At 72.9% G+C, this 18886-nt stretch carries 19 protein-coding genes and 1 pseudogene; 11 read left to right on the top strand and 9 right to left on the bottom strand.

The genetic code is table 11. The features are described 5' to 3' along the window. Positions 1-9 precede the first annotated feature (9 nt). On the top strand, positions 10-459 hold the full coding sequence (locus tag ACL02O_RS01890) for a MarR family winged helix-turn-helix transcriptional regulator (RefSeq protein WP_412816158.1): 450 nt from the start codon (positions 10-12) through the stop codon (positions 457-459). A 12-nt stretch (positions 460-471) separates the two neighbouring features. On the opposite strand, the gene ACL02O_RS01885 is transcribed toward ACL02O_RS01890, so the two are convergent. The 3 genes from ACL02O_RS01885 to ACL02O_RS01875 all read right to left on the bottom strand — a co-directional run bounded on the left by ACL02O_RS01885 (position 472) and on the right by ACL02O_RS01875 (position 3569). Then, positions 472-1740 (bottom strand): FAD-binding protein, encoded by a 1269-nt coding sequence (locus tag ACL02O_RS01885; protein ID WP_412816269.1) that lies wholly within the window; start codon positions 1738-1740, stop codon positions 472-474. A gap of 17 nt (positions 1741-1757) precedes the next feature. Continuing rightward, entirely contained in the window at positions 1758-2531 is a 774-nt protein-coding gene (locus tag ACL02O_RS01880; RefSeq protein ID WP_412816157.1) for a hypothetical protein, read from the bottom strand. Between the two features lie 108 nt (positions 2532-2639). Beyond that, a complete protein-coding gene (locus tag ACL02O_RS01875) occupies positions 2640-3569 on the bottom strand; it encodes an LLM class F420-dependent oxidoreductase (protein ID WP_412816156.1) in 930 nt (309 codons plus the stop codon). A gap of 256 nt (positions 3570-3825) precedes the next feature. Here ACL02O_RS01875 and ACL02O_RS01870 point away from each other — a divergent pair, with 256 nt between their 5' ends. The 3 genes from ACL02O_RS01870 to ACL02O_RS01860 all read left to right on the top strand — a co-directional run bounded on the left by ACL02O_RS01870 (position 3826) and on the right by ACL02O_RS01860 (position 6975). Next, the gene (locus tag ACL02O_RS01870; protein WP_412816155.1) at positions 3826-6024 is read left to right on the top strand and encodes a carbohydrate-binding module family 20 domain-containing protein; all 2199 of its coding nucleotides are present in this window, start codon (positions 3826-3828) and stop codon (positions 6022-6024) included. A gap of 103 nt (positions 6025-6127) precedes the next feature. Then, on the top strand, positions 6128-6436 hold the full coding sequence (locus ACL02O_RS01865; protein ID WP_412816154.1) for an ArsR/SmtB family transcription factor: 309 nt from the start codon (positions 6128-6130) through the stop codon (positions 6434-6436). A gap of 2 nt (positions 6437-6438) precedes the next feature. Next, positions 6439-6975 (top strand): SRPBCC family protein, encoded by a 537-nt coding sequence (locus ACL02O_RS01860; protein ID WP_412816153.1) that lies wholly within the window; start codon positions 6439-6441, stop codon positions 6973-6975. A gap of 18 nt (positions 6976-6993) precedes the next feature. On the opposite strand, the gene ACL02O_RS01855 is transcribed toward ACL02O_RS01860, so the two are convergent. Further along, positions 6994-8199, bottom strand: a complete 1206-nt coding sequence (locus ACL02O_RS01855; protein WP_412816152.1) for an FAD-dependent monooxygenase — start codon at positions 8197-8199, stop codon at positions 6994-6996. A 71-nt stretch (positions 8200-8270) separates the two neighbouring features. Here ACL02O_RS01855 and ACL02O_RS01850 point away from each other — a divergent pair, with 71 nt between their 5' ends. Next, on the top strand, positions 8271-8909 hold the full coding sequence (locus ACL02O_RS01850; protein ID WP_412816151.1) for a TetR/AcrR family transcriptional regulator: 639 nt from the start codon (positions 8271-8273) through the stop codon (positions 8907-8909). A 149-nt stretch (positions 8910-9058) separates the two neighbouring features. Continuing rightward, on the top strand, positions 9059-9277 hold the full coding sequence (locus tag ACL02O_RS01845; RefSeq protein WP_412816150.1) for a hypothetical protein: 219 nt from the start codon (positions 9059-9061) through the stop codon (positions 9275-9277). Positions 9278-9347: 70 nt separating this feature from the next. Here the strand turns inward: ACL02O_RS01845 and ACL02O_RS01840 are convergent, their stop codons facing one another. From ACL02O_RS01840 to ACL02O_RS01830, 3 genes are all read right to left on the bottom strand, one after another. Then, positions 9348-10307, bottom strand: a complete 960-nt coding sequence (locus ACL02O_RS01840; RefSeq protein ID WP_412816149.1) for a TIGR03560 family F420-dependent LLM class oxidoreductase — start codon at positions 10305-10307, stop codon at positions 9348-9350. 165 nt (positions 10308-10472) lie between these two features. Continuing rightward, positions 10473-11099: a biliverdin-producing heme oxygenase gene (locus ACL02O_RS01835; protein WP_412816148.1), complete on the bottom strand. Its 627-nt coding sequence runs from the start codon at positions 11097-11099 to the stop codon at positions 10473-10475. Between the two features lie 39 nt (positions 11100-11138). Then, a complete protein-coding gene (locus tag ACL02O_RS01830; protein ID WP_412816147.1) occupies positions 11139-11861 on the bottom strand; it encodes a helix-turn-helix transcriptional regulator in 723 nt (240 codons plus the stop codon). A 754-nt stretch (positions 11862-12615) separates the two neighbouring features. On the opposite strand from ACL02O_RS01830, the pseudogene ACL02O_RS01825 reads away from it, so the two are divergent. From ACL02O_RS01825 to ACL02O_RS01815, 3 genes and pseudogenes are all read left to right on the top strand, one after another. Continuing rightward, positions 12616-13759, top strand: a pseudogene (locus ACL02O_RS01825) (quaternary amine ABC transporter ATP-binding protein); the annotation flags it as partial. Positions 13760-13871: 112 nt separating this feature from the next. Continuing rightward, a complete protein-coding gene (locus ACL02O_RS01820; protein WP_412816145.1) occupies positions 13872-14765 on the top strand; it encodes an ABC transporter permease in 894 nt (297 codons plus the stop codon). A gap of 88 nt (positions 14766-14853) precedes the next feature. After that, on the top strand, positions 14854-15729 hold the full coding sequence (locus ACL02O_RS01815) for a glycine betaine ABC transporter substrate-binding protein (RefSeq protein ID WP_412816268.1): 876 nt from the start codon (positions 14854-14856) through the stop codon (positions 15727-15729). 128 nt (positions 15730-15857) lie between these two features. Here ACL02O_RS01815 and ACL02O_RS01810 read toward each other — a convergent pair whose 3' ends face one another. After that, entirely contained in the window at positions 15858-16250 is a 393-nt protein-coding gene (locus ACL02O_RS01810; protein WP_412816144.1) for a hypothetical protein, read from the bottom strand. Between the two features lie 117 nt (positions 16251-16367). Here ACL02O_RS01810 and ACL02O_RS01805 point away from each other — a divergent pair, with 117 nt between their 5' ends. Beyond that, positions 16368-17096 carry an alpha/beta fold hydrolase gene (locus tag ACL02O_RS01805; protein ID WP_412816143.1) on the top strand — a complete coding sequence of 243 codons (729 nt, stop codon included), beginning with the start codon at positions 16368-16370 and terminating at the stop codon, positions 17094-17096. Here the strand turns inward: ACL02O_RS01805 and wrbA are convergent. Further along, positions 17008-17682, bottom strand: a complete 675-nt coding sequence (wrbA, locus tag ACL02O_RS01800; protein ID WP_412816142.1) for an NAD(P)H:quinone oxidoreductase — start codon at positions 17680-17682, stop codon at positions 17008-17010. The genes ACL02O_RS01805 and wrbA overlap by 89 nt on opposite strands. Positions 17683-17894: 212 nt before the next feature. Between wrbA and sigJ the strand changes: the two genes are divergently transcribed. Then, positions 17895-18830: an RNA polymerase sigma factor SigJ gene (gene sigJ, locus ACL02O_RS01795; protein WP_412816141.1), complete on the top strand. Its 936-nt coding sequence runs from the start codon at positions 17895-17897 to the stop codon at positions 18828-18830. Positions 18831-18886: the final 56 nt, after the last annotated feature.

The following is an 18886-nucleotide window of genomic DNA, read 5'->3' as shown; positions in this document are numbered from 1 at the left end:
AGGGGTGTCATGGCCGCGGGTGCCGTGGACGACGGGTTGAATCTCGGGCTGCTCTGCTTCATCGCGTACCGGGCCATGGAGAGCCGGGTGTTCGACGCCGTCGCCGCCGCCGGATTTGACGACGTGACCGTGGCGCAGGGGCGGCTCTTCGCCCGGATCGGACCGGACGGAACCCGGGTCACCGAGCTGGCCGAGCAGGCCAGGATCACCAAACAGACCGCCGCTTTCCTCGTCGACCAGCTCGAACGCGCCGGCTACGTGCGCCGGGCCCCGGACCCGTCCGACGCCCGCGCCCGGCTGGTCACCATCACCGAGCGCGGCGCGGCAGCCGTCGCCGTGGCGAGGCGGGCCGAGGCGGAGGTGGAGGCCGAATGGACCCGGCACCTGGGCCGGCAGAACACGAGCCAGCTCCGGCGCGCCCTCACCCGGCTCCGGGAGATCACCGACCCGCACCGCTGACCGGGCCCACCGTCAGGCGCGCGGGAAGTACCGGTCCAGCTCGTCGGTGCGGAACTTGCCGGCGGGGTCGAACTCGCGGAGCAGGGCGCGGAAGTCGTCGTACCGGGGATAGGTGCCGGCCGGGTTCCGGACGAAGAGCTTGCCCCAGTGCGGGCGCGGCGCGAGCGGCGCCAGCCGCTCCTCCACCTCGGTCACCACCGGCGTCACCGCCGCCGGGTCGCCGATCCAGGTGAAGTGCAGCGCCACGCTGTCCCGCTCGTGGTTGGGGCTGAGCCACAGCCCGTCCGCCGCGATCGTCCGCAGCTCGCAGATCTGCAGGACGGCGGCGATCCGTTCGGCGGCGGGATCCAGCGCGGCGAGGGCCGCGCCGGCCGCGGCCCGCGGCACGTGCCACTCGGACTGGAGTTCGTCGCCGCTGCTCGGGGTGAACCCGAGCCGGAAGTGCGGCAGCCGCTCGTGCCACGGCCCGGCCGCGCCGAGCTGGACCGTGCAGTTCCCGGGCGGCATGCCGGGCACCGGATGCGCCGGCACGTCGGCGGGGTGCGTGTCCAGCCAGTCCGCCGCTGGTGGCGGCTGGTCGGCCCGCTGCTTGAGCCACACCTGGTCCAGCCGCTCCGACCGCCAGTTGGTGAAGACGCTGGCGCTGTACGCGGCGTCGAGCGCGGCGTCGAGAGCCGCCCGGGGCAGGCCGAGCCGGACGTACTGCCGGATGTCGAAGGTGGGCACCACGTCGAGGGTGACCCGGGTGACCACGCCCAGCGCGCCGAGGTTGACCACCATCCCGGCGAACCGGGGGTCGCTGCGGTCGACGACGCACAGGTCACCGTCGGCGGTGACCAGCTCCAGCCCGGCCACGGCCGCGGCCAGGTTGCCGTTGCGCCGGCCCGAGCCGTGGGTGGCGGTGGCGACCGCGCCGGCCACCGAGATGTGCGGCAGCGAGGCGAGGTTGGCCAGCGCGTACCCCTCGGCGTGCAGCCGGGTGGCGAGGTCGCCGTAGCGCAGGCTGGCGGCGGCGGTGACGGTGCCCCGGTCCCGGTCGAGCTCGACGGTGGGCGGCAGCCCGGCCGGCGAGACCAGGTCGCCGGTGGTGTCGCCGAGCCGGTTGAACGAGTGCCCGCTGCCCACCGCCCGGACCCGCTCGGCGCCGGCCACCAGCCGGCGCAGCTCGTCCAGGCTGGACGGGCGGTGACGCCGGGCGGCGCGGTAGCGGACGTTGCCCGCCCAGTTGCGGTCCGGGACGGGCCCCGGGTTGCGGGGATCGGCGACGGGCGGGGTGGGCACGGGAGCGGTGGCGTCGGTCACGCGGAGGTCGTCCGATCGGTCGGTGTGTCGGTGTCGGTCAGGGCGGCGCGGAGGGCGTCGAGCGCCGCGTCCACCTGGCCGGTGTCGTACCCGCGCAACGCCACCTCCAGTCCGGCGGCCCGGGCCTGCTCGATCTCGGCGCGCGCGGCCCGCCGCTCCGCCGGCCCGCCCTGGGCGAGCGCGTCCTGGGCGCGGCCCACCAGCCGGTCCACCGCCAGCATGTCGTAGCCGCGCAGCGCGCGGGCGAACCGGATGTCCCCGCCGTCGTACCCGGCGGCGGCCGGCGTCCGCGCGTCGCTGAACCGGCCGCCGGACCAGCGGGTCAGCGCCGCCACCACCTCGACGGGGTTCTCCCGGACCTGGGTGAGGTCGAGCAGCTCCACGGCGGGACGCCCGTCGACCGGGTGCCGCGCGGTGATCCGCAGGCCGGGGAGCCCGGCGCCGGGCACGCCGAGCAGCCGGGCCGCGCCGTCCAGGACGAGGGCGTCGAACTGCTCCCAGCGGTACGTCCCGCGCAGCCCGGGACGGCGTACCTCGAGCCCCTCGGGCTTGATGACGAAGCGGAACGGGCGCAGCGCACCGACCAGCACCCGGCCGGCGATCAGCACGACGCCCACGGCGACCAGCAGGCGCAGCAGCCCGTCCCCCGCCACCGCGAGCACCATCACGCCGGCCGCCACGCAGATGATCGCCAGCGGCAGCGTGCCCCGGCTCCGGTGCAGCTCCAACGTCCCACCCCCGTCGTCGACGCGCTCGTCCGGGTGCATCATCCGTCAAGGTGTCAAGCCACGGCTGTTCCGTCCCGGCTGAGGAAGCGCTGCCCGGAGGGACACCCGCACGGGCCGGTCCCGGCCGGGACCGGCCCGTGGCGCGGCCGCTCAGAGCTGGCGCATCACCTCGGCCGCGACCAGGTCCAGGTGGTCCAGGTCGGCCAGGTCGAGCACCTGGAGGTAGGCCCGCCGGCTGCCGACGGCGGCGTACCGGCCGAGCTTGTCGACGATCTCGGCGGGGGTGCCGGCGAGGCCGTTCTCCCGCAGCTCGGCCGGCTCCCGGCCGATGGCGGCGGCCCGTCGGGCCACCTCGGCGTCGTCCCGCCCGCAGCAGACCACCAGGGCGTGCGACAAGATCAGGCCGGCCGGGTCCCGGTCGATCTCCGCACAGGCGGCCCGCACCCGCTCGATGACGGGGGTCGAGTCCTCGGGCGAGACGAACGGCAGGTTGAACTCGTCGGCGTACCGGGCGGCCAGTCGCGGTGTCCGCTTCGGTCCGGTGCCGCCCAGCAGGATCGGCGGGCGCGGCTGTTGCACCGGCTTGGGCAGCGCCGGTGAGTCGCTGACCGGGTAGTACTTGCCAGGGTGGTCGAAGGTCGTGCCGGCCGGGGTCTCCCAGAGCCCGGTGATGACCGCGAGCTGTTCCTCGAGACGGTCGAAGCGCTCTCCCAGCGGCGGGAACGGGATGCCGTACGCGTCGTGCTCCTCGCGGTACCAGCCGGCGCCGAGGCCCAGATCGACCCGGCCGCCGCTCATCTGGTCGACCTGCGCCACGGTGATGGCGAGGGGGCCGGGAAGCCGGAAGGTGGCCGCGGTCATCAGCGTGCCGAGCCGGATCCGGGCGGTGTCCCGGGCCAGGCCGGCGAGGGTCGTCCAGGCATCGGTGGGGCCCGGCTCCCCGCTCACCGAACCCATCTTCAGGTAGTGGTCGGAGCGGAAGAACGCGCCGAAGCCCGTCTCCTCGGCGCGGCGCGCGACGGCGAGCAGCTGGTCGTAGCTGGCGCCCTGCTGGGGTTCGGTGAAGATCCGCAGTTCCATGATCCGAGCATAGGAAGCCCGGCGGGCCCGCCACGCCCGGACGACGCGACGGAGACGCTTCCGCCGATTTCTTGCAGCACTTGCACGTCGCCGCAAGGGGATACACGCCAAGCAGAGACAGAGAAATCGGCGATTCACAATCACCGTCATCACTGTTACGGTCGCAAGAACCTGCAACTTCTTGCGTAACTTGCAGGAAACCTTGCCGATTCTTTCGGCTCCTGTTCCCCTGCCCTCCGTCCCGAGGAGTACCCCGATGTCCCGTAGACCCCGGGCCGCCGTACCGGCGGCCGCGCTCGCCGCGGCACTCGCCGCCGGCGGGCTGACCGCCGTCGCCGCCGCCGCCGAACCCCGCCCCGCCGAGGCCGCCGCGGCGGTGACCGCGAACGGCGACGCGATCGTCCACCTGTTCCAGTGGCGCTGGTCCTCGGTGGCGCAGGAGTGCGAGAGCACGCTCGGCCCGGCCGGCTGGGGCGGCGTGCAGGTCTCCCCGCCGCAGGAGCACGTGGTGATCCCCAGCGCCGAGGGGGCCGGCTACCCCTGGTGGCAGGACTACCAACCGGTGTCGTACCGGCTCGACCGGACCCGGCGCGGCACGAGGGACGAGTTCGCGGACATGGTCCGCCGCTGCCGGGACCAGGGCGTCAAGGTCTACGTGGACGTGGTGCTCAACCACATGAGCGGCACCGGCTCGGCGGGCAACGGCCCAGGCAGCGCCGGCACCCCGTACACCAAGTACGCCTACCCGAACCTGTTCGACGACGGCTCCGGCGACAGCTACCGGTACGCCGACTTCGCCCCCTGCTACCACCGGATCGACAACTGGGGCAGCAAGTCGGAGATCCAGGACTGCGAACTGCTCGACCTGGCCGACCTGAACACCGCCGATCCCGAGGTACGCCGCAAGATCGCCAAGTACATGAACTCGGTGATCGACCTCGGCGTGGCCGGGTTCCGGGTGGACGCCGCCAAGCACGTCCAGGAGGCGCACCTGGCCGACATCTACAGCCGGCTGCACGACGTGCCGGGCTTCGGCGGCCGGCCGGACATCTTCCAGGAGGTCTACGGGGATTCGGTCATCCCGTACACCGCCTACGCCGGGATGGGCGCGGTGACCAACTTCGACTACCAGCGGGCGGTCTCCTCGGCGTTCCGCGACGGCAACATCAGCAGGCTCGCCTCGATGCCGAACCACGGCGGCCTCACCGGCGCCCAGTCGATCACCTTCGTCGACAACCACGACACCCAGCGGTCCGCGCCCACGCTGACCTACAAGAACGGTGACCGCTACTACCTGGCGGACGCGTTCATGTTGGCCCACCCGTACGGCCGGCCGCAGCTCATGTCGAGCTACGCGTTCGGCTCGGTGACCGCGCAGGGGCCGCCGAGCACCGCCGACGGCACCACGAAGGCCACCACCTGTGGCGACGGGCAGTGGATCTGCGAGCACCGCAACCCGCAGGTGGCCGGGATGCCGGGCTTCCGCAACGCTGTCGCCGGCACCGGGCTCGCCCAGGTGGTCACCGACGGCAACGGCCGGCTCGCGTTCGCCCGGGGCGACAAGGGGTTCGCGGCCTTCAACGCCACCGACGGCGCGTGGAGCCGAGCCTTCGCCACCGGGCTGCCCGACGGCCGGTACTGCGACGTGGCCAGCGGCGTCTACCAGCGCACCACCGGAATCTGCACCGGCGACACCGTCACCGTCTCCGGCGGCGGCTTCACCGCCACCGTGCCCGCCAACCACGCCCTGGCCCTGCACGTCGACGCCCGGGTCGGCGCTGGCACGCCGTCGCCGTCGCCGTCCGCCACGCCGTCGGCCAGCACGTCCCCGGGCGGACCCACGCCGACCCCGACGCCGACGGCGCCCGCCGGCCTGACCCGGTTCACCGTCACCGCACAGACCGACTACGGCCAGGAGGTGTACGTCGTCGGCTCGCTGCCGCAGCTCGGTGCCTGGAACCCGGCCGGCGGGGTGAAGCTCACCACCTCCACGAGCAGCTACCCCACCTGGACCGGCGCGGTGGACCTCCCGGCCGGCACCCCGTTCGAGTGGAAGCTGGTGAAGATCGGCAACGGCGCGGTGCAGTGGGAGAACGGCCCCAACCGCGCCGGCACCGGCGGTACCGCCGTCACCGCGACCTGGAACCAGCCGTCCGGCACCCCGCCCGCGTCGGCCACGGTCGACTTCCGGGCCACGGTGAACACCGTCTACGGGGAGAGCGTCTACGTGGTCGGTGACATCCCCGCGCTCGGCGGCTGGGACCCGGCCCGAGGGCTGCCGCTGTCGGCGGCGAGCTACCCGGTCTGGACCGGCGGCGTGACCCTGCCGGCCGGTACCCCCTTCGCCTACAAGTACGTCAAGCGGACCGCCGACGGCCAGGTGGTCTGGGAGTCGGGCGCGAACCGCACGGCCACCGCCACCGGCCCGGTCACCCTCACCGACACCTGGCACTGAGGGTAGGCAGGGGCCCTTCCCGACGCCGGGCGTCGAGGAGGGCCCCTGCCTGAAACTCCTACATTCCTTGACAGGCATATAACCTGTAAGGCATATTGTTCGGGTGTCCGTCGACGCGTTCGCCGTCCTGGCCGAGCCCACCCGACGCCGCATCCTCGACCGGCTACGCCGGGCGGAGAGCAGCGTCGGCGATCTCGTGGATGCGCTGGGGATGAGCCAGCCAGCCGTCTCCAAGCACCTGAAGGTGCTCCGCGAGGCCGGCTTCGTCACCTGCCGCACCGCGGCCCAGCAGCGGATCTACCGGATCGACACCCGACCGCTGCGGGCCGTGGACGACTGGCTCGGACCGTACCGGCGGATGTGGGCGGCGCACCTCGACGCCCTGGAGCGCCATCTCGACAGTCAGGAGTGACGATGGACCGCGAGAGCTTCCGGCCCGGCCCGCTCGCCGAGGTCGCCCGGGTACCCGCCGATCAGGGCTGGGACCTGGTGTTCGTCCGGGACCTGCGGCACCCGCCGGAGCGGGTGTGGGCCGCGCTGACCGAACCGGAGCGGCTCGCCCAGTGGGCCCCCTTCCTGGCCAGCCGCGACCTCGGCACCCCCGGCGGGGCCACGCTCAGCACGGTCGACGGCGACCGCAGGTATCCCCAGCAGGCGACGGTGCGGCGGGCCGAGCGGCCGACGCTGCTGGAGTACACCTGGGGCGACGGGCTGCTGCGCTGGGAGCTGGCCCGCACCGACGCCGGCACCCGGCTGACCCTGCGGCACCGGATCGACAAGCCCGACCTGGCCCCGATCATGGCCGCCGGCTGGCACCTCTGCCTGGACGTCGCCGGCCACCTGCTCGACGGCGACCCGGTGGGCCCGATCCGGGGCGCCGAGTCGACGGACTTCGGCTGGGACGAGCTGCGCGCCGCGTACGCCGAGCGCCTGGACGCCCCGGAGTCCTGACGGCCCGGGCGACGGCGGTCAGGCGGCACTGGTCGGCACGTCCGGGAGGGTGATCGCGGTGGCCGCCGCGCGGATCGGCCCGGTGACCCGGCGGATCATCCGCTCCCGGCCGGGCAGGCGCGGCATGAGCCGCAGCATCAGGGTCTGGAACCGGATCTGCCCGGCCGAGCCGAGCACCATGCCCTTCAGGTTCCGCTCGGCCAGCTGCTGGTTCGCAGCGACGAACCGCCGCATCCGGCGCTCGTACGTGACGAACCCGGCCGCCGGCTCCCCGGCCGCCTCCACCAGCGCGGTGGCCAGCACGTACGCCCCGACCAGGCCGAGGCTGGTGCCCTGCCCGGAGGCGGGCGACGCCCCGTACGCGGCGTCCCCGACCAGGCCGACCCGGCCGGTCGACCAGCGCTCCATCCGGACCTGGCTCATCGCGTCGAAGTAGAGGTCCGACGCGTCCGGCAGCTCGGCGAGCAGCTCCGGCACCCGCCACCCGACCCCGGCGAAGGCCCGGGCCAGCACCGCCCGTTGGCCGGCCACGTCCCGGTGGCCGGGTGCCTCGGCGTGCGACCGGAAGAGGAAGAGCGCCCGCGCGTCCGGCGCGCCGGCGGTCCGGTAGACGCCGACGGTCCGTCCCGGCGCCGGGTGCATCAGCTCGACCCGCTCCTCGCCGAACTCGGCCGGCACGGTGCAGATGGCGATGTGATGCCCGAGCGGGCGCAGGTACGCCGACTCGGGGCCGAAGGCCAGCCGCCGGACCGTCGAGTGCAGCCCGTCGGCGCCGACGACCAGGTCGAAACGGCGGCTCGGGCCGCGCTCGAAGTCCACCACCATCCCGTCGGCAGCGGGGCGCAGCGCGGCGATCGAGTCGCCGAAGCGGTATTCCACATCGCCGGTCGCGGCCATCAGGATCCGGGCCAGGTCGCCCCGCAGGATCTCGACGTCGTCACTTTCCCGGCCGCCGAAGAGCGCGGCGTCCATGGTGGCCAGTTGTCGACCGCCGGCGTCGACGAAGCGGGCCAGGCGCATTCCGGTGTCGCGCCCGCGTATCTGCTCGCTCAGGCCCATCCGGTCCAGCACGGTCAGGGCCGCCCCCCGGACGTCCACCTTGTAGCCCCCGTCGCGCAGCGCCGGGGCGCGCTCGACGACAGTCGGCCGGAGGCCGTGGCGGCGCAGCCACCAGGCGAGCGTGGTGCCGGCGACACCGGCGCCGGAGATCAGCACATCGGTCATGGCCGTGACGGTACAAGCGTGTTAGACGGTTGTGCAAGACGCATGTTCAAAGTGCGGGTACGCTTCTCCACATGGGAAATCGGGAGGACCTGCTGGCGGGCGCGAAGCGCTGCCTGATGGAGAAGGGCTACACGGCCACCACGGCCCGCGACGTCGCCACCGCCGCCGGCACCAGCCTGGCCGCCATCGGCTACCACTTCCGGACCACGAAGGCACTGCTCAACGAGGCGCTCGCCGAGGCCATGGCGGAGTGGGGCGAGGAACTGGGCCGCGCCCTGGCCCAGGACGCCGGCCCGGACGCGACACCCGAGCAGCGGTTCGAGGCGGCCTGGGAGCGGATCATCGAGTCCTTCGCCCGGCTCCGGCCGCTCTGGGCCATCCAGTTCGAGCTGATCGCCCAGATGGACCGGGCACCCGAGCTGCGGGAGGCGTTCGCCACCGCCAACCGCCAGGCCCGGCTCGGCCTGGCCGAGATCTTCCACCGGCTCGACCCGGCCGCCGACGAGGCCGCCGCGCTGGCGCTCGGCGGGTTCCACCAGGCGCTGCTCGGCGGGGTGGCGGCCCAGTGGCTGGTCGACCCGGGCAGCGCACCGTCGGCGAAGGAGCTGACCCGAACGCTGCGGACCGTCGCCGGCGAGTTCGGTCAGCGCCGACCGGGACCCGGCCGCCCAGGCCCGGACGGGGCGCCCGGTCCCCGGTCGGCGACCTGAAATCCTGGTCGGGTCAGCACCTCCGACAGGTGGCTGTGGACCGGGCCCCCACCCGCCCGACGGGTAGGCTCGACAGTGCCGGACCTCACCACGTCCGGCGATCGACTCCCGGAGGCGGGCATGCGGCGCAGGGCGGACGGAGGGCAGCGATGGGCGGAAGCCTGACGGTCGGCCTGGTCACCGTTGCGGCGATCATGGCCGTCGTCGTCTGGTTCGACCGGCGCTGCCTCGCGGGCCTGGCCCAGACCAGCGACCGGAACCTGCGCCACTTCGACCGCAACACCTGGGCGCTGATCATCGTGCTGTCGTTTCCCATCGGGCCGATGCTCTACCTGAGGTACGCCAAGGGACCCGGCCGGTACAGCTAGCGATCCCGCCGGGACGGCCGGCGGCGCCGGCCCGGGACCCGCCCCGGGGTCGCGAGGTTCCCCGCCCTGGTTACCCGAGCTGCGGGGCGACCTCACGGGCGAAGAGCCGCAGCGCGTCGAGGTCGGTGGGCTCGTGGAGGTAGAGGATGAGGTACTCCATGCCGGCCTGCACCAGCCGACCGAACACCTCGACCAGCTCGGCGGGGGTGCCGACGGCGCTGCCCGCGGCCGTCTCCGCCCGGTCCCGCCCGGCCAGCCGGGCGGTCACCCCGGCCTCGGTGGCCCCGGTGAAGACCGAGAGGGAGGCGGTCTTCAGGATCGCGCCGTAGTCGCGGCCGAGGTCGGCGCAGTGCCCGGCCAGCACGTCCAGCTTGTGCCGGTAGAAGGCCGGGTCGGTGTGATCGGTCAGGTTGCAGGCGTCCGCGTACCGGGCCACCGTCCGCAACGTGCGCTTCTCGCCGCTGCCGCCGATCAGCAGCGGTACGGGCGAGCGGCCCGCCCCGGTCGGCACGTTCTGCGCCCCGCGTACGGAGTGATGCCGGCCCTCGACGGTGGTGACCGGCTCGCGCAGCATCGCGGTGACCACCGCCGCCGCCTCGTCCAGCCGGGTCAACCGCTCCCCCGTCGACGGATACGGCTGCGGGAAGCCGTACGCGTCGTACTCCCGCTGATCCCAGCCGGCACCGAGGCCGAGGAAGGCCCGCCCGGCGCTCGCCACGTCGAGGGTCGCGGCCATCTTCGCCAGCAGCGCCGGGTTGCGGAAGCTGTTGCAGGTGACGATCTGGCCCAGCCGGACCCGGCGGGTCTCCCGGGCGATCGCGGCCAGGCTGGTCCAGCACTCGAAGGTGGTCTCCGGCCGGCCGGAGACAGCCTGCACGTGGTCGTAGAGCCAGACCGAGTCGCAGCCCAGTTCGTCGGCCTCCCGGGCCACCCCGACCATCGCCTCGAACTGCGCCACCGGGTCGCCCAGGTGGGTCAGGTCGGACCGCCAGCCCTGGGGCAGCACCACGCCCCACCGGATCCCGCTCACCTGTGCCCCCTCGTCAGCCCGGCCGCCCGGGACGAGGGACGAGGGTAGCGGCGGCGGCCCGGCGAGCGGCCGGGGCGGTGGGCCATCGGGCGCTTGGTCACACATACGGCCTGGTGGCGTACCCGGCCCGACGGCCGGGCCGGCCGGGACCGGGGCCGCGCCGGTTCAGGCGGCCGGATCGACGCGGTGGCCGAGGACCGGAGCGGCGGCGCGGCCGACGAAGGTGAAGGTCTCCCGGGCGGCGTCGGTCGCCTCGCGCAGCTCTGCGGAGGACCAGTCGCGACCGGCCACGGCGAGCCGGAAGTCCCGCCAGTCACGGCCGGGCATTCGCCCGCTGCGCCGGAAGAAGCGGGTTGCCGCCCCCTCGGCCAGGTCGAGGCGGCGCTCCACGGCGGGGGCGATGACGCTGCCGCCAAGGGCGCTGCCGAGCAGGACGTACCGGCCGCCCACCGCGCGGGCCGGCGAGCCGAAGCGGACACCGGCTTCCGCCACCGGCGCCGCCTCCGGGTCCACCCCGAGGGCCGCCAGGTCCGCGCGGAGCAGATCGGTCGCCGCACCGAGCCGGGTGTCCAGCCGCAGCCCGGACCAGTCGGCGGCGGCGAGATCCCGCTCCAGCGACGCCCAGGAGGCGAGCATCGCGGAGAGAACGGTCACCAGGTCGGCCCGGTCCCGGATCCGGCCGGGCAGGTCCAGGTCGCGCTCCAGGGCGAGGTGATGCACCCGGGTGCCGGCACGTAACGCGGCCAGCATGGGCGACACCGCCTGGGGGCGGGACTCGGCGGGTCTCGACATCCGGCAAGTATGCCCGGCCGGAAGAGCCGCCGCCCGGCCTCAGTCGACGAGGGTGGGCGGGCAGGCCCGCCCGAGCACCATGCCGGCCTCCCAGCGGGTCGCGACCCCGAAGGCGTCCAGCAACCGCCCCACGTCGCTGGTGACGGTCCGCGGCGACACTCCGAGCCGGCGGGCGATGGCGGCGTCCTTGGCGCCCCGGCAGAGCAGGGCGGCGACCTCCAACTGGCGCTCGGTGAGCGGCACCACGCCCGGGGCCTCGTGGATCGGCACGGCGTGCTGCTTCGCCACCCACCAGAGTTCGCAGAACGCCATGATCAGGTCCGGATCCCGGCAGAGCCAGGCGGTCGGCCGCCCGTCCGGGGTGGGCGGACCGGCGAACAGCCCGAGGCGTTCGTCGACGACTATGCCGGCGATCTGCACCACCGGGGCCACCCAGGTGTCCGGGTGGGCGGCCGCCACCAGCGACAGGTGCTGGAGCGGAGCCGTGATCATGTGGCCGCCGATGCCGCGCGTGCGGGTGCGCTGGTTGGGCTCCCGCTCCCGCCGCTGCGGATCGAACACCGACCTGGGGTTGAGGTTGTAGACCACCGACGAGGTGGCGCGCTCCAGCACCTTGAGTCGTTCGAGGATCGCCGGCAGCCCCTCGGCGAAGAGCCGTACCGGCCCGCCGGTCGAGCCCGGGGCCGCGGCGGTGATCCGGGCCATCGCCGCTGCCTGCACCGCCCACGCCCGGGCCGCCAGATCGTCCTCAACGGACCGCACCCGCTCTGCTGTCACCGTCGACCCATCCACCGCGGCACCCTCCGGATCGCTCCGTCGGCCAGCCTTGCACATCGTCGCAAGCCGCCCGTGGGCCGTCGTCGGGCGTGTCGCGGCTGCCGCAAGGGCGCTCCCACCGCGCGGTGGGATCGGCCACCGTAACCGGATTTCCCGCCGCCGGGGCCCGGTCGGCACACCGGTCACCGGATCACCACGGGCCCCCGGCCCGGGTCGCCCGTGCCGCCACCGTCGCGACTGTCGTGGCCGCCGGCCCGGCCGCTCGCCGAAATACACCGTCGGCGATTCTCAGCCCCCGGACCCGAAAGCGGCAGCCGCGAGTCGGGGCCGTCCCGATGGCGCGCCGACCGCGCAATGGAATATGAAGAACACATGACGATTCTCTATCACCGTCGTCATACTCCGGGAGGATCGGTGACAGCTGGCCCCACCCCGTCAAGGCCCTGTGGCGGTCGGGACGATCGGCGCGGAAAACGCTGAACCTCCTGGTCAGGACGGCGCGGACAGCACGTCGAGGCGCGCCCGGATGACCGGATTCGACAACCGCCGCCCGCGAATTTCTGTGTGCAGATACACATTCCCCGCAGTAGCCGCTGGATTTACGGCGATGACGTAGGTAGGTTTCTCGGCCGGCCCCTTACGGCCCGCAGAATGTGACCGATGTTGATATCGACCGACGAGACGCGAAGATGGTCATCGATGGCGCGATCCGCCAGCGGTTTCCGTCGGAGAGGGGACCATGTCCGCGCTCGCAGTGAAGTCGCTATACAAGATCTTCGGCAGTCGAGCTGACGAAGCGGTGAGGCGTCTGGCGAACGGCGCGCCGCGCACCGAGGCCCTGGCCGGCCTGCCGGCCACGGCCGCCGTGATCGACGCGAACTTCGAGGTACGACCCGGCGAGATCTTCGTCGTGATGGGCCTGTCCGGCTCCGGCAAGTCGACCCTCATCCGGATGCTCAACGGCCTGCTGCCACCCACCAGTGGCAGCGTGCAGGTCGACGGGGTCGAACTGACCAAGCTGAAGCCCGCGGCGCTGCGCAAGCTGCGCCGGGAGAAGATCAGCATGGTCTTCCAGCACTTCGCGCTCATGCCACACCGGACGGTGCTGGAGAACGCCGGGTACGCGCTGGAGGTCGCCGGGCTGCCCAAGGCCGAACGGCGCGAGCGGGCCATGGACGCACTGCGGATGGTGGGCCTGGACGAGTGGGCGGACAAGCTCCCCCACAGCCTCTCCGGTGGTATGCGGCAGCGGGTCGGGCTGGCCCGCGCGCTCGCGGCCGGCACCGACATCCTGCTCATGGACGAGGCGTTCTCCGCACTGGACCCGCTCATCCGCCGGGAGGTCCAGGACCAGCTCCTGGAGCTCCAGGCCGAGCTGGGCAAGACGATCGTCTTCATCACCCACGACCTCAACGAGGCCATGCGCCTCGGCGACCGGATCGCGGTGATGCGGGACGGCCGGATCGTCCAGATCGGCACCGCCGAGGAGATCCTCACCGACCCGGCCAACGGCTACGTGGCGCAGTTCGTCGCCGACGTGGACCGGACGCGGATCCTCACCGCCGCGTCGGTGATGGAGAAGCCGCAGCACGTCCTCGACGTCAACGCCGGTCCCCGGGTGGCCGCCAAGGCGCTGCGGGAGAGCCAGACCTCGGTGGTCTACGTGACCGGGCCGATGAAGCAGTTCCTCGGCACGGTCACCGAGGACGAGGTGCTGCGCGCGCTGCGCGAGGGCCGGCCGAACCTCGACGGGTACGTCTCGACCGAGCGGGTCCGCACGGTCGCCGAGGACACCGCCGTGGCCGATCTCTTCGCCGACTGCGCGGAGAGCCAGCACCCGGTGGCGGTGCTGGACGAGCGGGGCCGGCTGACCGGGGTGATCCCCCGGATCACCCTGCTCAGCGCACTGGCCGTGAGCGCTCCGGATGAGGTGCCGGCGGCGGACGAGCCGGTGTCGGACAACGTCGAACTGGTCGGTACGAAGGGAGAGTCGGCATGAGCCTCACGCAGTCGCCGCTCGACAGCTGGCTGCCCCGGGTGCCACTGGGCGAGTGGACCGAATCCGCCGTCGACTGGGCCACCGGCACCCTCGGCCCGTTCTTCGACGCGGTCGCCACCGTGGTCGACGCGCTCGTCCGTCCGCTCAACGACCTGCTCACCGGCGTGCCGGCGGTGGTGGTCGTGCTGGTCCTCGCCGGGCTCGGCTGGTGGCTGCGCGGCTGGAAGTTCGGCGTCGGAGCCGCCGTCGGTCTCGGCCTGGTGGCCGGGATGCCCTACTGGGAGGAGACCATGAGCACGCTCGCCCAGGTGCTCGTGGCCAGCGTGCTCGCCCTGGTGCTGGCGATCCCGCTGGGCGTCTTCATCGCCGAGAACAGGCGGGCCGCCACGCTGGCCCGGCCGGTGCTGGATTTGATGCAGACCATGCCGGCGTTCGTCTACCTCATCCCGGCGATCTTCTTCTTCGGCATCGGCACCGTGCCGGGCGTGCTGGCCACCCTGGTGTTCAGCATGCCGCCGGGCGTCCGCCTGACCGAGCTGGGCCTGCGGCAGGTCGACAAGGAGATCGTCCAGGCCGCGGAGTCGTTCGGCGCGCCGCCGTGGATGGTGCTGCTCCGGACGAAGCTGCCGCTGGCCCTGCCCACCATCATGACCGGCGTCAACCAGGTGATCATGCTGGCGCTGTCCATGGTGGTCATCGCCGGCATGGTCGGCGCCGGCGGCCTCGGAGACGTGATCATGTTCGCGCTCTCCCAGGTCGAGGTCGGGAGCGGCTTCGAAGGCGGCATCGCCGTCGTCGTCCTGGCCGTGGTGCTCGACCGACTTACCGATTCCGTGGGCGACCGGTTCCCGTCCGCACGGGCACAGCGGCTGGCACAGCAGGCCGCCTGACCGTCGCCCAAGGCCGGCACCCCTGTTCCCGCGTAGGCGGGTCCGCCGGCCGCCCCGATACAGGAAGGACAACCCTGTGTTCACGACAATGAAGCGCGTACTCGCCCTCGCGGTGACCGCGACCCTGGCCCTGGGCGGCGCTGCCGCCTGCGGCGACAAGTCGGACGGTGCATCCGACAAGGGCAAGAAGATCACCATTGGCTACATGGCCTGGGACGAGGCGATCGCCGCCTCCCACCTGTGGCAGCACATCCTGGAGGAGAAGGGCTACCAGGTCCAGCTGAAGAACCTGGAGGCCGGGCTCGTCTACGGCGGTCTCGCCAACGGCGACATCGACCTGTTCCTGGACAGCTGGCTGCCCCAGACGCACGCCTCGTACATGGAGAAGTACGGCGACAAGCTGGAGAAGCTCGGTGTCTGGTACGACGACGCCAGCCTGAGCATCGCCGTGCCCAAGTACGTCGACGGCGTCGACTCGCTGGAGGACCTGGCCGCCAACGCCGGCAAGTTCGACGGGCAGATCATCGGCATCGAGCCGGGCGCCGGCCTCACCAAGGCCACCCAGGAGAAGGTCATCCCCAGCTACGGCATGGACGGCAAGCTGAAGCTGAAGACCTCCTCCACCCCGGCCATGCTCGCCGCGCTCGACGGCGCGATCGCGGACAAGAAGCCGATCGTCGTCACCCTCTGGCACCCGCACTGGGCCTACGCCAAGTACGAGCTGAAGGACCTCGCCGACCCGAAGGGCACCCTCGGCCAGGCCGAGCAGGTCAACACCCTGGCCCGGAAGGGCTTCGGCAAGGACTTCCCCGAGCTCGCCTCGATGCTGCAGAAGTTCAAGATGGACGGTCAGCAGCTCGGGTCCCTGGAGGACCTGATGTTCAACACCCACAAGGGCGATGAGAAGAAGGCCGTCGAGGAGTGGCTGAAGGCCAACCCCGACTACCTGAAGACGCTCTCCTGAGCGCCCGCTGAGCCCGAGGGCCCCGCCGGTTCGGCGGGGCCCTCGTCGTTTCCCGGTCAGTCGAGATGATCGGCCGGTGGGGTCTGCGACAACCGGGCCAACGGCATCCGCGCCGACCCGGACGGGGGTCACGAGCCGCTCGGGCGCCGACGGAGCCGGTGGGCGGCGAGGCTGACCACGCCGCTGCCAGCCGCCGTCCCGATCAGCACGAGTCCAGCCCCCACCGCCCACAGCCCGCTGTCGTCGATCGACGCGGCGTGCACCGTCCAGGCGGCCGTGAAGGCGACCGCCATCACCGGCGTCACCAGCCGCGGGCCGAGCCACCAGCCACCGGCGGTGGCGACCACGCCGAGCGTGAGCACACAGCCCGCCACCTGCCAGACCGCGTACGGGCCACCGGTCGCGCCGGTCTGCGGGTCGACCGTGTAGCCGGTGTCCCAGCTCAGCCAGGCGAACCAGGTGCCGACCGTCGCCGCCGCCAGGATCAGGCCGCCGAGCAGGGTGCGCGCAAGCCTCGTCATGCTCCTGATCCTTCCGCTTCCGACGGTCGCCGGGATGAGCCTTCGTGCCCAGGTACCCGCCCGCGCCAGGACCTGCCAGCGCACCTGGGCGTCCGGTGGATGCACCAGGATGGGGCGGTGCCCGCCGAACCCACGATGCTCCTCGTCCACAGTCCCCTCCTCACCTCGGCGACGTGGCACGCCCTGCGGCCGCACCTCGAAGCGGCGGGGTGGCGCGTGGCGGTGCCGGACCTGCGCCCTCTGGTGGAGGCACCGTCCTTTCACGCGGCGGTCTGCGCGGCGGCGGCTGCCAGCGTCGCCCCCGGAGCGCCCGCCGTCGTCGTCGGCCACAGCCGCGCCGGCGCCTACCTGCCCGGCATCGCCGACGCGGTCGGCGGCGACCGGCTCGACGTCGTCTTCCTGGACGCCCGCCTGCCGCACCCGGGCACCAGCTGGGTGGGGTCGCTGCCGCCGGAGCGGGCCACGTGGCTGCGGGAGATGGCGGTGTCGGGCCGGCTGCCGACGTGGGACGCCTGGTTTCCCGCCGGTTCCCTCGACGATCTCCTGCCCGACCCCGGCCAGCGGCGACAGGTGCTGCACGGCTTGCCCGAGCTGCCGTGGAAGGTCGTCTCCGAGGTGCTGCCCACCCCGGGTGACGCGTGGGACTCCGCCCGCCGCGTCTACCTCCAGCTGAGCGCCGCGTACCAGTCCACGGCAGAGCAGGCGGAAGAGTGCGGGTACCGGGTCCGGCGCCGGGACGCCGATCATCTGGCGATGGTCACGCAGCCCGCGACGATCGCGGATCTGCTGCTGTCGGCACTGCGGGAACCGGGCCAGCACCGCCCCCGTCGGTGCGGCCGGCCTTGAGTGCCGCCGCGGTGTCGACGACCCGCCGGGCCTGGTAGCGGGCCGCCTCCAGGGCCACGTCGTTCGGCGGGCCGTCACCGGCGACGTGGGACGTGCCGTAGGGATTACCCGACTTGAACTGGACGGGGTCGGTGTAGCCGGGAGGCACGATGATGCCGCCCCAGTGGTAGAAGGTGTTCCCCAACGCCAGAATGGTGGACTCCTGTCCACCGTGGGCGGTGTTGGAGGCGGTGAAGGCCGAGTACACCTTGTCGGCGAGCTTGCCCTGGAACCACAGGGCGCCGGTGGTGTCGATGAACGACCTGAGCTGGCTGGACGGGTTGCCGAAGCGGGTCGGGGTGCCGAACAGCACCGCGTCGGCCCAGGCCAGGTCGTCGAGGCTCGCCTCGGCGACGTCGGCGGTGTCCCGGATGTGCTGGGCCCACTCCGGCCTGCTGTTGATCACCTCCGGTGCGGCCAGTTCGGCGACCTTGCGCAGTCGCACGTCTGCGCCGGCCTTCTCCGCGCCCTCGGCCGCCGCTCGCGCCAGGGCGTGCACGGTGCCGGTGGAGCTGTAGTAGATGATTGCGACCTTCACGGCTTCCATGATCGTTTCCTTCCATGCGAGGTTCCATCGCTCGGCGCCGGGCCACGGCAGAGCGGTGCGCCGCCTGCGCGCCGGTGCCAGCAGGATGGTCAGCGCCGACCAGTCCGACGACGCAGATCTTCCGAATGTGAGGCGAGCGCCGGCCTCACAGTTCGGTGCGATGTCTCGTCGGACCGGTGAGGGCAGCCGCGACCAAGGAAGTGGGCGACACCATGAGCACCCGATCCGAGCCGGGCGACGACCGGCTCGACCCGAGCCTGGACGCGATCATGAGCGAGCGGCGACAGCTGATCAATCTCGCGTACCGGCTCCTCGGCTCGCTGGCCGAGGCGGAGGATGCGGTGCAGGAGACGTACGCCCGCTGGTACGCCATGTCTCGACCGCAGCAGGAGGCCATCGAGTCTCCCGGCGCCTGGCTGACCAAGGTCGCCAGCCGCATCTGCCTCGACGTGCTGCGCTCGGCACGGGCCAGGCGGGAGACCTACGTGGGCGAATGGATCCCGGAGCCGCTGCCCGACCGTACGGAATGGCTCAACGGGCGGCCGGGCGGCACCGCCGTCGACCCGGCCGACCGGGTCACCCTCGACGAGTCGATCAACATGGCCTTCCTCGTCGTGCTCGAATCGATGACCCCGGCCGAGCGTGTCGCGTTCATCCTGCACGACGTCTTCCGCTACTCCTTCGCGGAAGTGGCCGAGGTCGTGGGCCGCACCCCGGCGGCATGCCGCCAACTCGCCTCCTCAGCGCGTCGCCGCATCCGCGCGTCACAAGCTCCCGAGACCCCGGCAGCCAAGCGCGCTGACATCGTCAGGGACTTCAAGCGGGCCTGGGAAGCCAAGGACATCGGTGCCCTCATCGGCCTCCTCGACCCCGACGCCATCGCGATCGGCGACGGCGGCGGCCCCGTCAGCGCCGAGCCCCGCCCGATCGAAGGCGGCGAGCAGATCGCACGCGTCCTCGTCGACGTCGCCGGCCGGGCGCCCAACCTGACGATCCTGGAGCGTACGGTCAACGGCACTCCCGGTCTGGTGGCCCAGCAGGACGGCGTCACCGTGACGGTGATGGCGTTCGACGTCGCAGGCGACCGGATCAGGCACATCTGGTCCGTACGCAACCCGGAGAAGCTCCGTCCCTGGACGACGCGCTGACGCCGACCGGGTGGCGGCGGCCTGAGTCGCTGACGAATGCCGGCGAACTCCAGGCC

The organism is Micromonospora mangrovicola (assembly GCF_047200535.1).
GTDB lineage: Bacteria > Actinomycetota > Actinomycetes > Mycobacteriales > Micromonosporaceae > Micromonospora.
Note: the sequence above shows the minus strand (reverse complement) of the source record. Positions and strands in the feature narration are given on the sequence as shown.

Bases quoted from the DNA above. Each gene is read 5' to 3' on its own strand.
- ACL02O_RS01880 (WP_412816157.1), bottom strand. From the start codon at position 2,531: ATGATGCACCCGGACGAGCGCGTCGACGACGGGGGTGGGACGTTGGAG.
- ACL02O_RS01875 (WP_412816156.1), bottom strand. From the start codon at position 3,569: ATGGAACTGCGGATCTTCACCGAACCCCAGCAGGGCGCCAGCTACGAC.
- wrbA (WP_412816142.1), bottom strand. From the start codon at position 17,682: ATGGAAGCCGTGAAGGTCGCAATCATCTACTACAGCTCCACCGGCACC.
- ACL02O_RS01890 (WP_412816158.1), top strand. From the start codon at position 10: ATGGCCGCGGGTGCCGTGGACGACGGGTTGAATCTCGGGCTGCTCTGC.
- ACL02O_RS01860 (WP_412816153.1), top strand. From the start codon at position 6,439: ATGGACCGCGAGAGCTTCCGGCCCGGCCCGCTCGCCGAGGTCGCCCGG.
- ACL02O_RS01835 (WP_412816148.1), bottom strand. From the start codon at position 11,099: ATGTCGAGACCCGCCGAGTCCCGCCCCCAGGCGGTGTCGCCCATGCTG.
- ACL02O_RS01810 (WP_412816144.1), bottom strand. From the start codon at position 16,250: ATGACGAGGCTTGCGCGCACCCTGCTCGGCGGCCTGATCCTGGCGGCG.
- ACL02O_RS01850 (WP_412816151.1), top strand. From the start codon at position 8,271: ATGGGAAATCGGGAGGACCTGCTGGCGGGCGCGAAGCGCTGCCTGATG.
- ACL02O_RS01820 (WP_412816145.1), top strand. From the start codon at position 13,872: ATGAGCCTCACGCAGTCGCCGCTCGACAGCTGGCTGCCCCGGGTGCCA.
- sigJ (WP_412816141.1), top strand. From the start codon at position 17,895: ATGAGCACCCGATCCGAGCCGGGCGACGACCGGCTCGACCCGAGCCTG.
- ACL02O_RS01855 (WP_412816152.1), bottom strand. From the start codon at position 8,199: ATGACCGATGTGCTGATCTCCGGCGCCGGTGTCGCCGGCACCACGCTC.
- ACL02O_RS01815 (WP_412816268.1), top strand. From the start codon at position 14,854: ATGAAGCGCGTACTCGCCCTCGCGGTGACCGCGACCCTGGCCCTGGGC.
- ACL02O_RS01870 (WP_412816155.1), top strand. From the start codon at position 3,826: ATGTCCCGTAGACCCCGGGCCGCCGTACCGGCGGCCGCGCTCGCCGCG.
- ACL02O_RS01845 (WP_412816150.1), top strand. From the start codon at position 9,059: ATGGGCGGAAGCCTGACGGTCGGCCTGGTCACCGTTGCGGCGATCATG.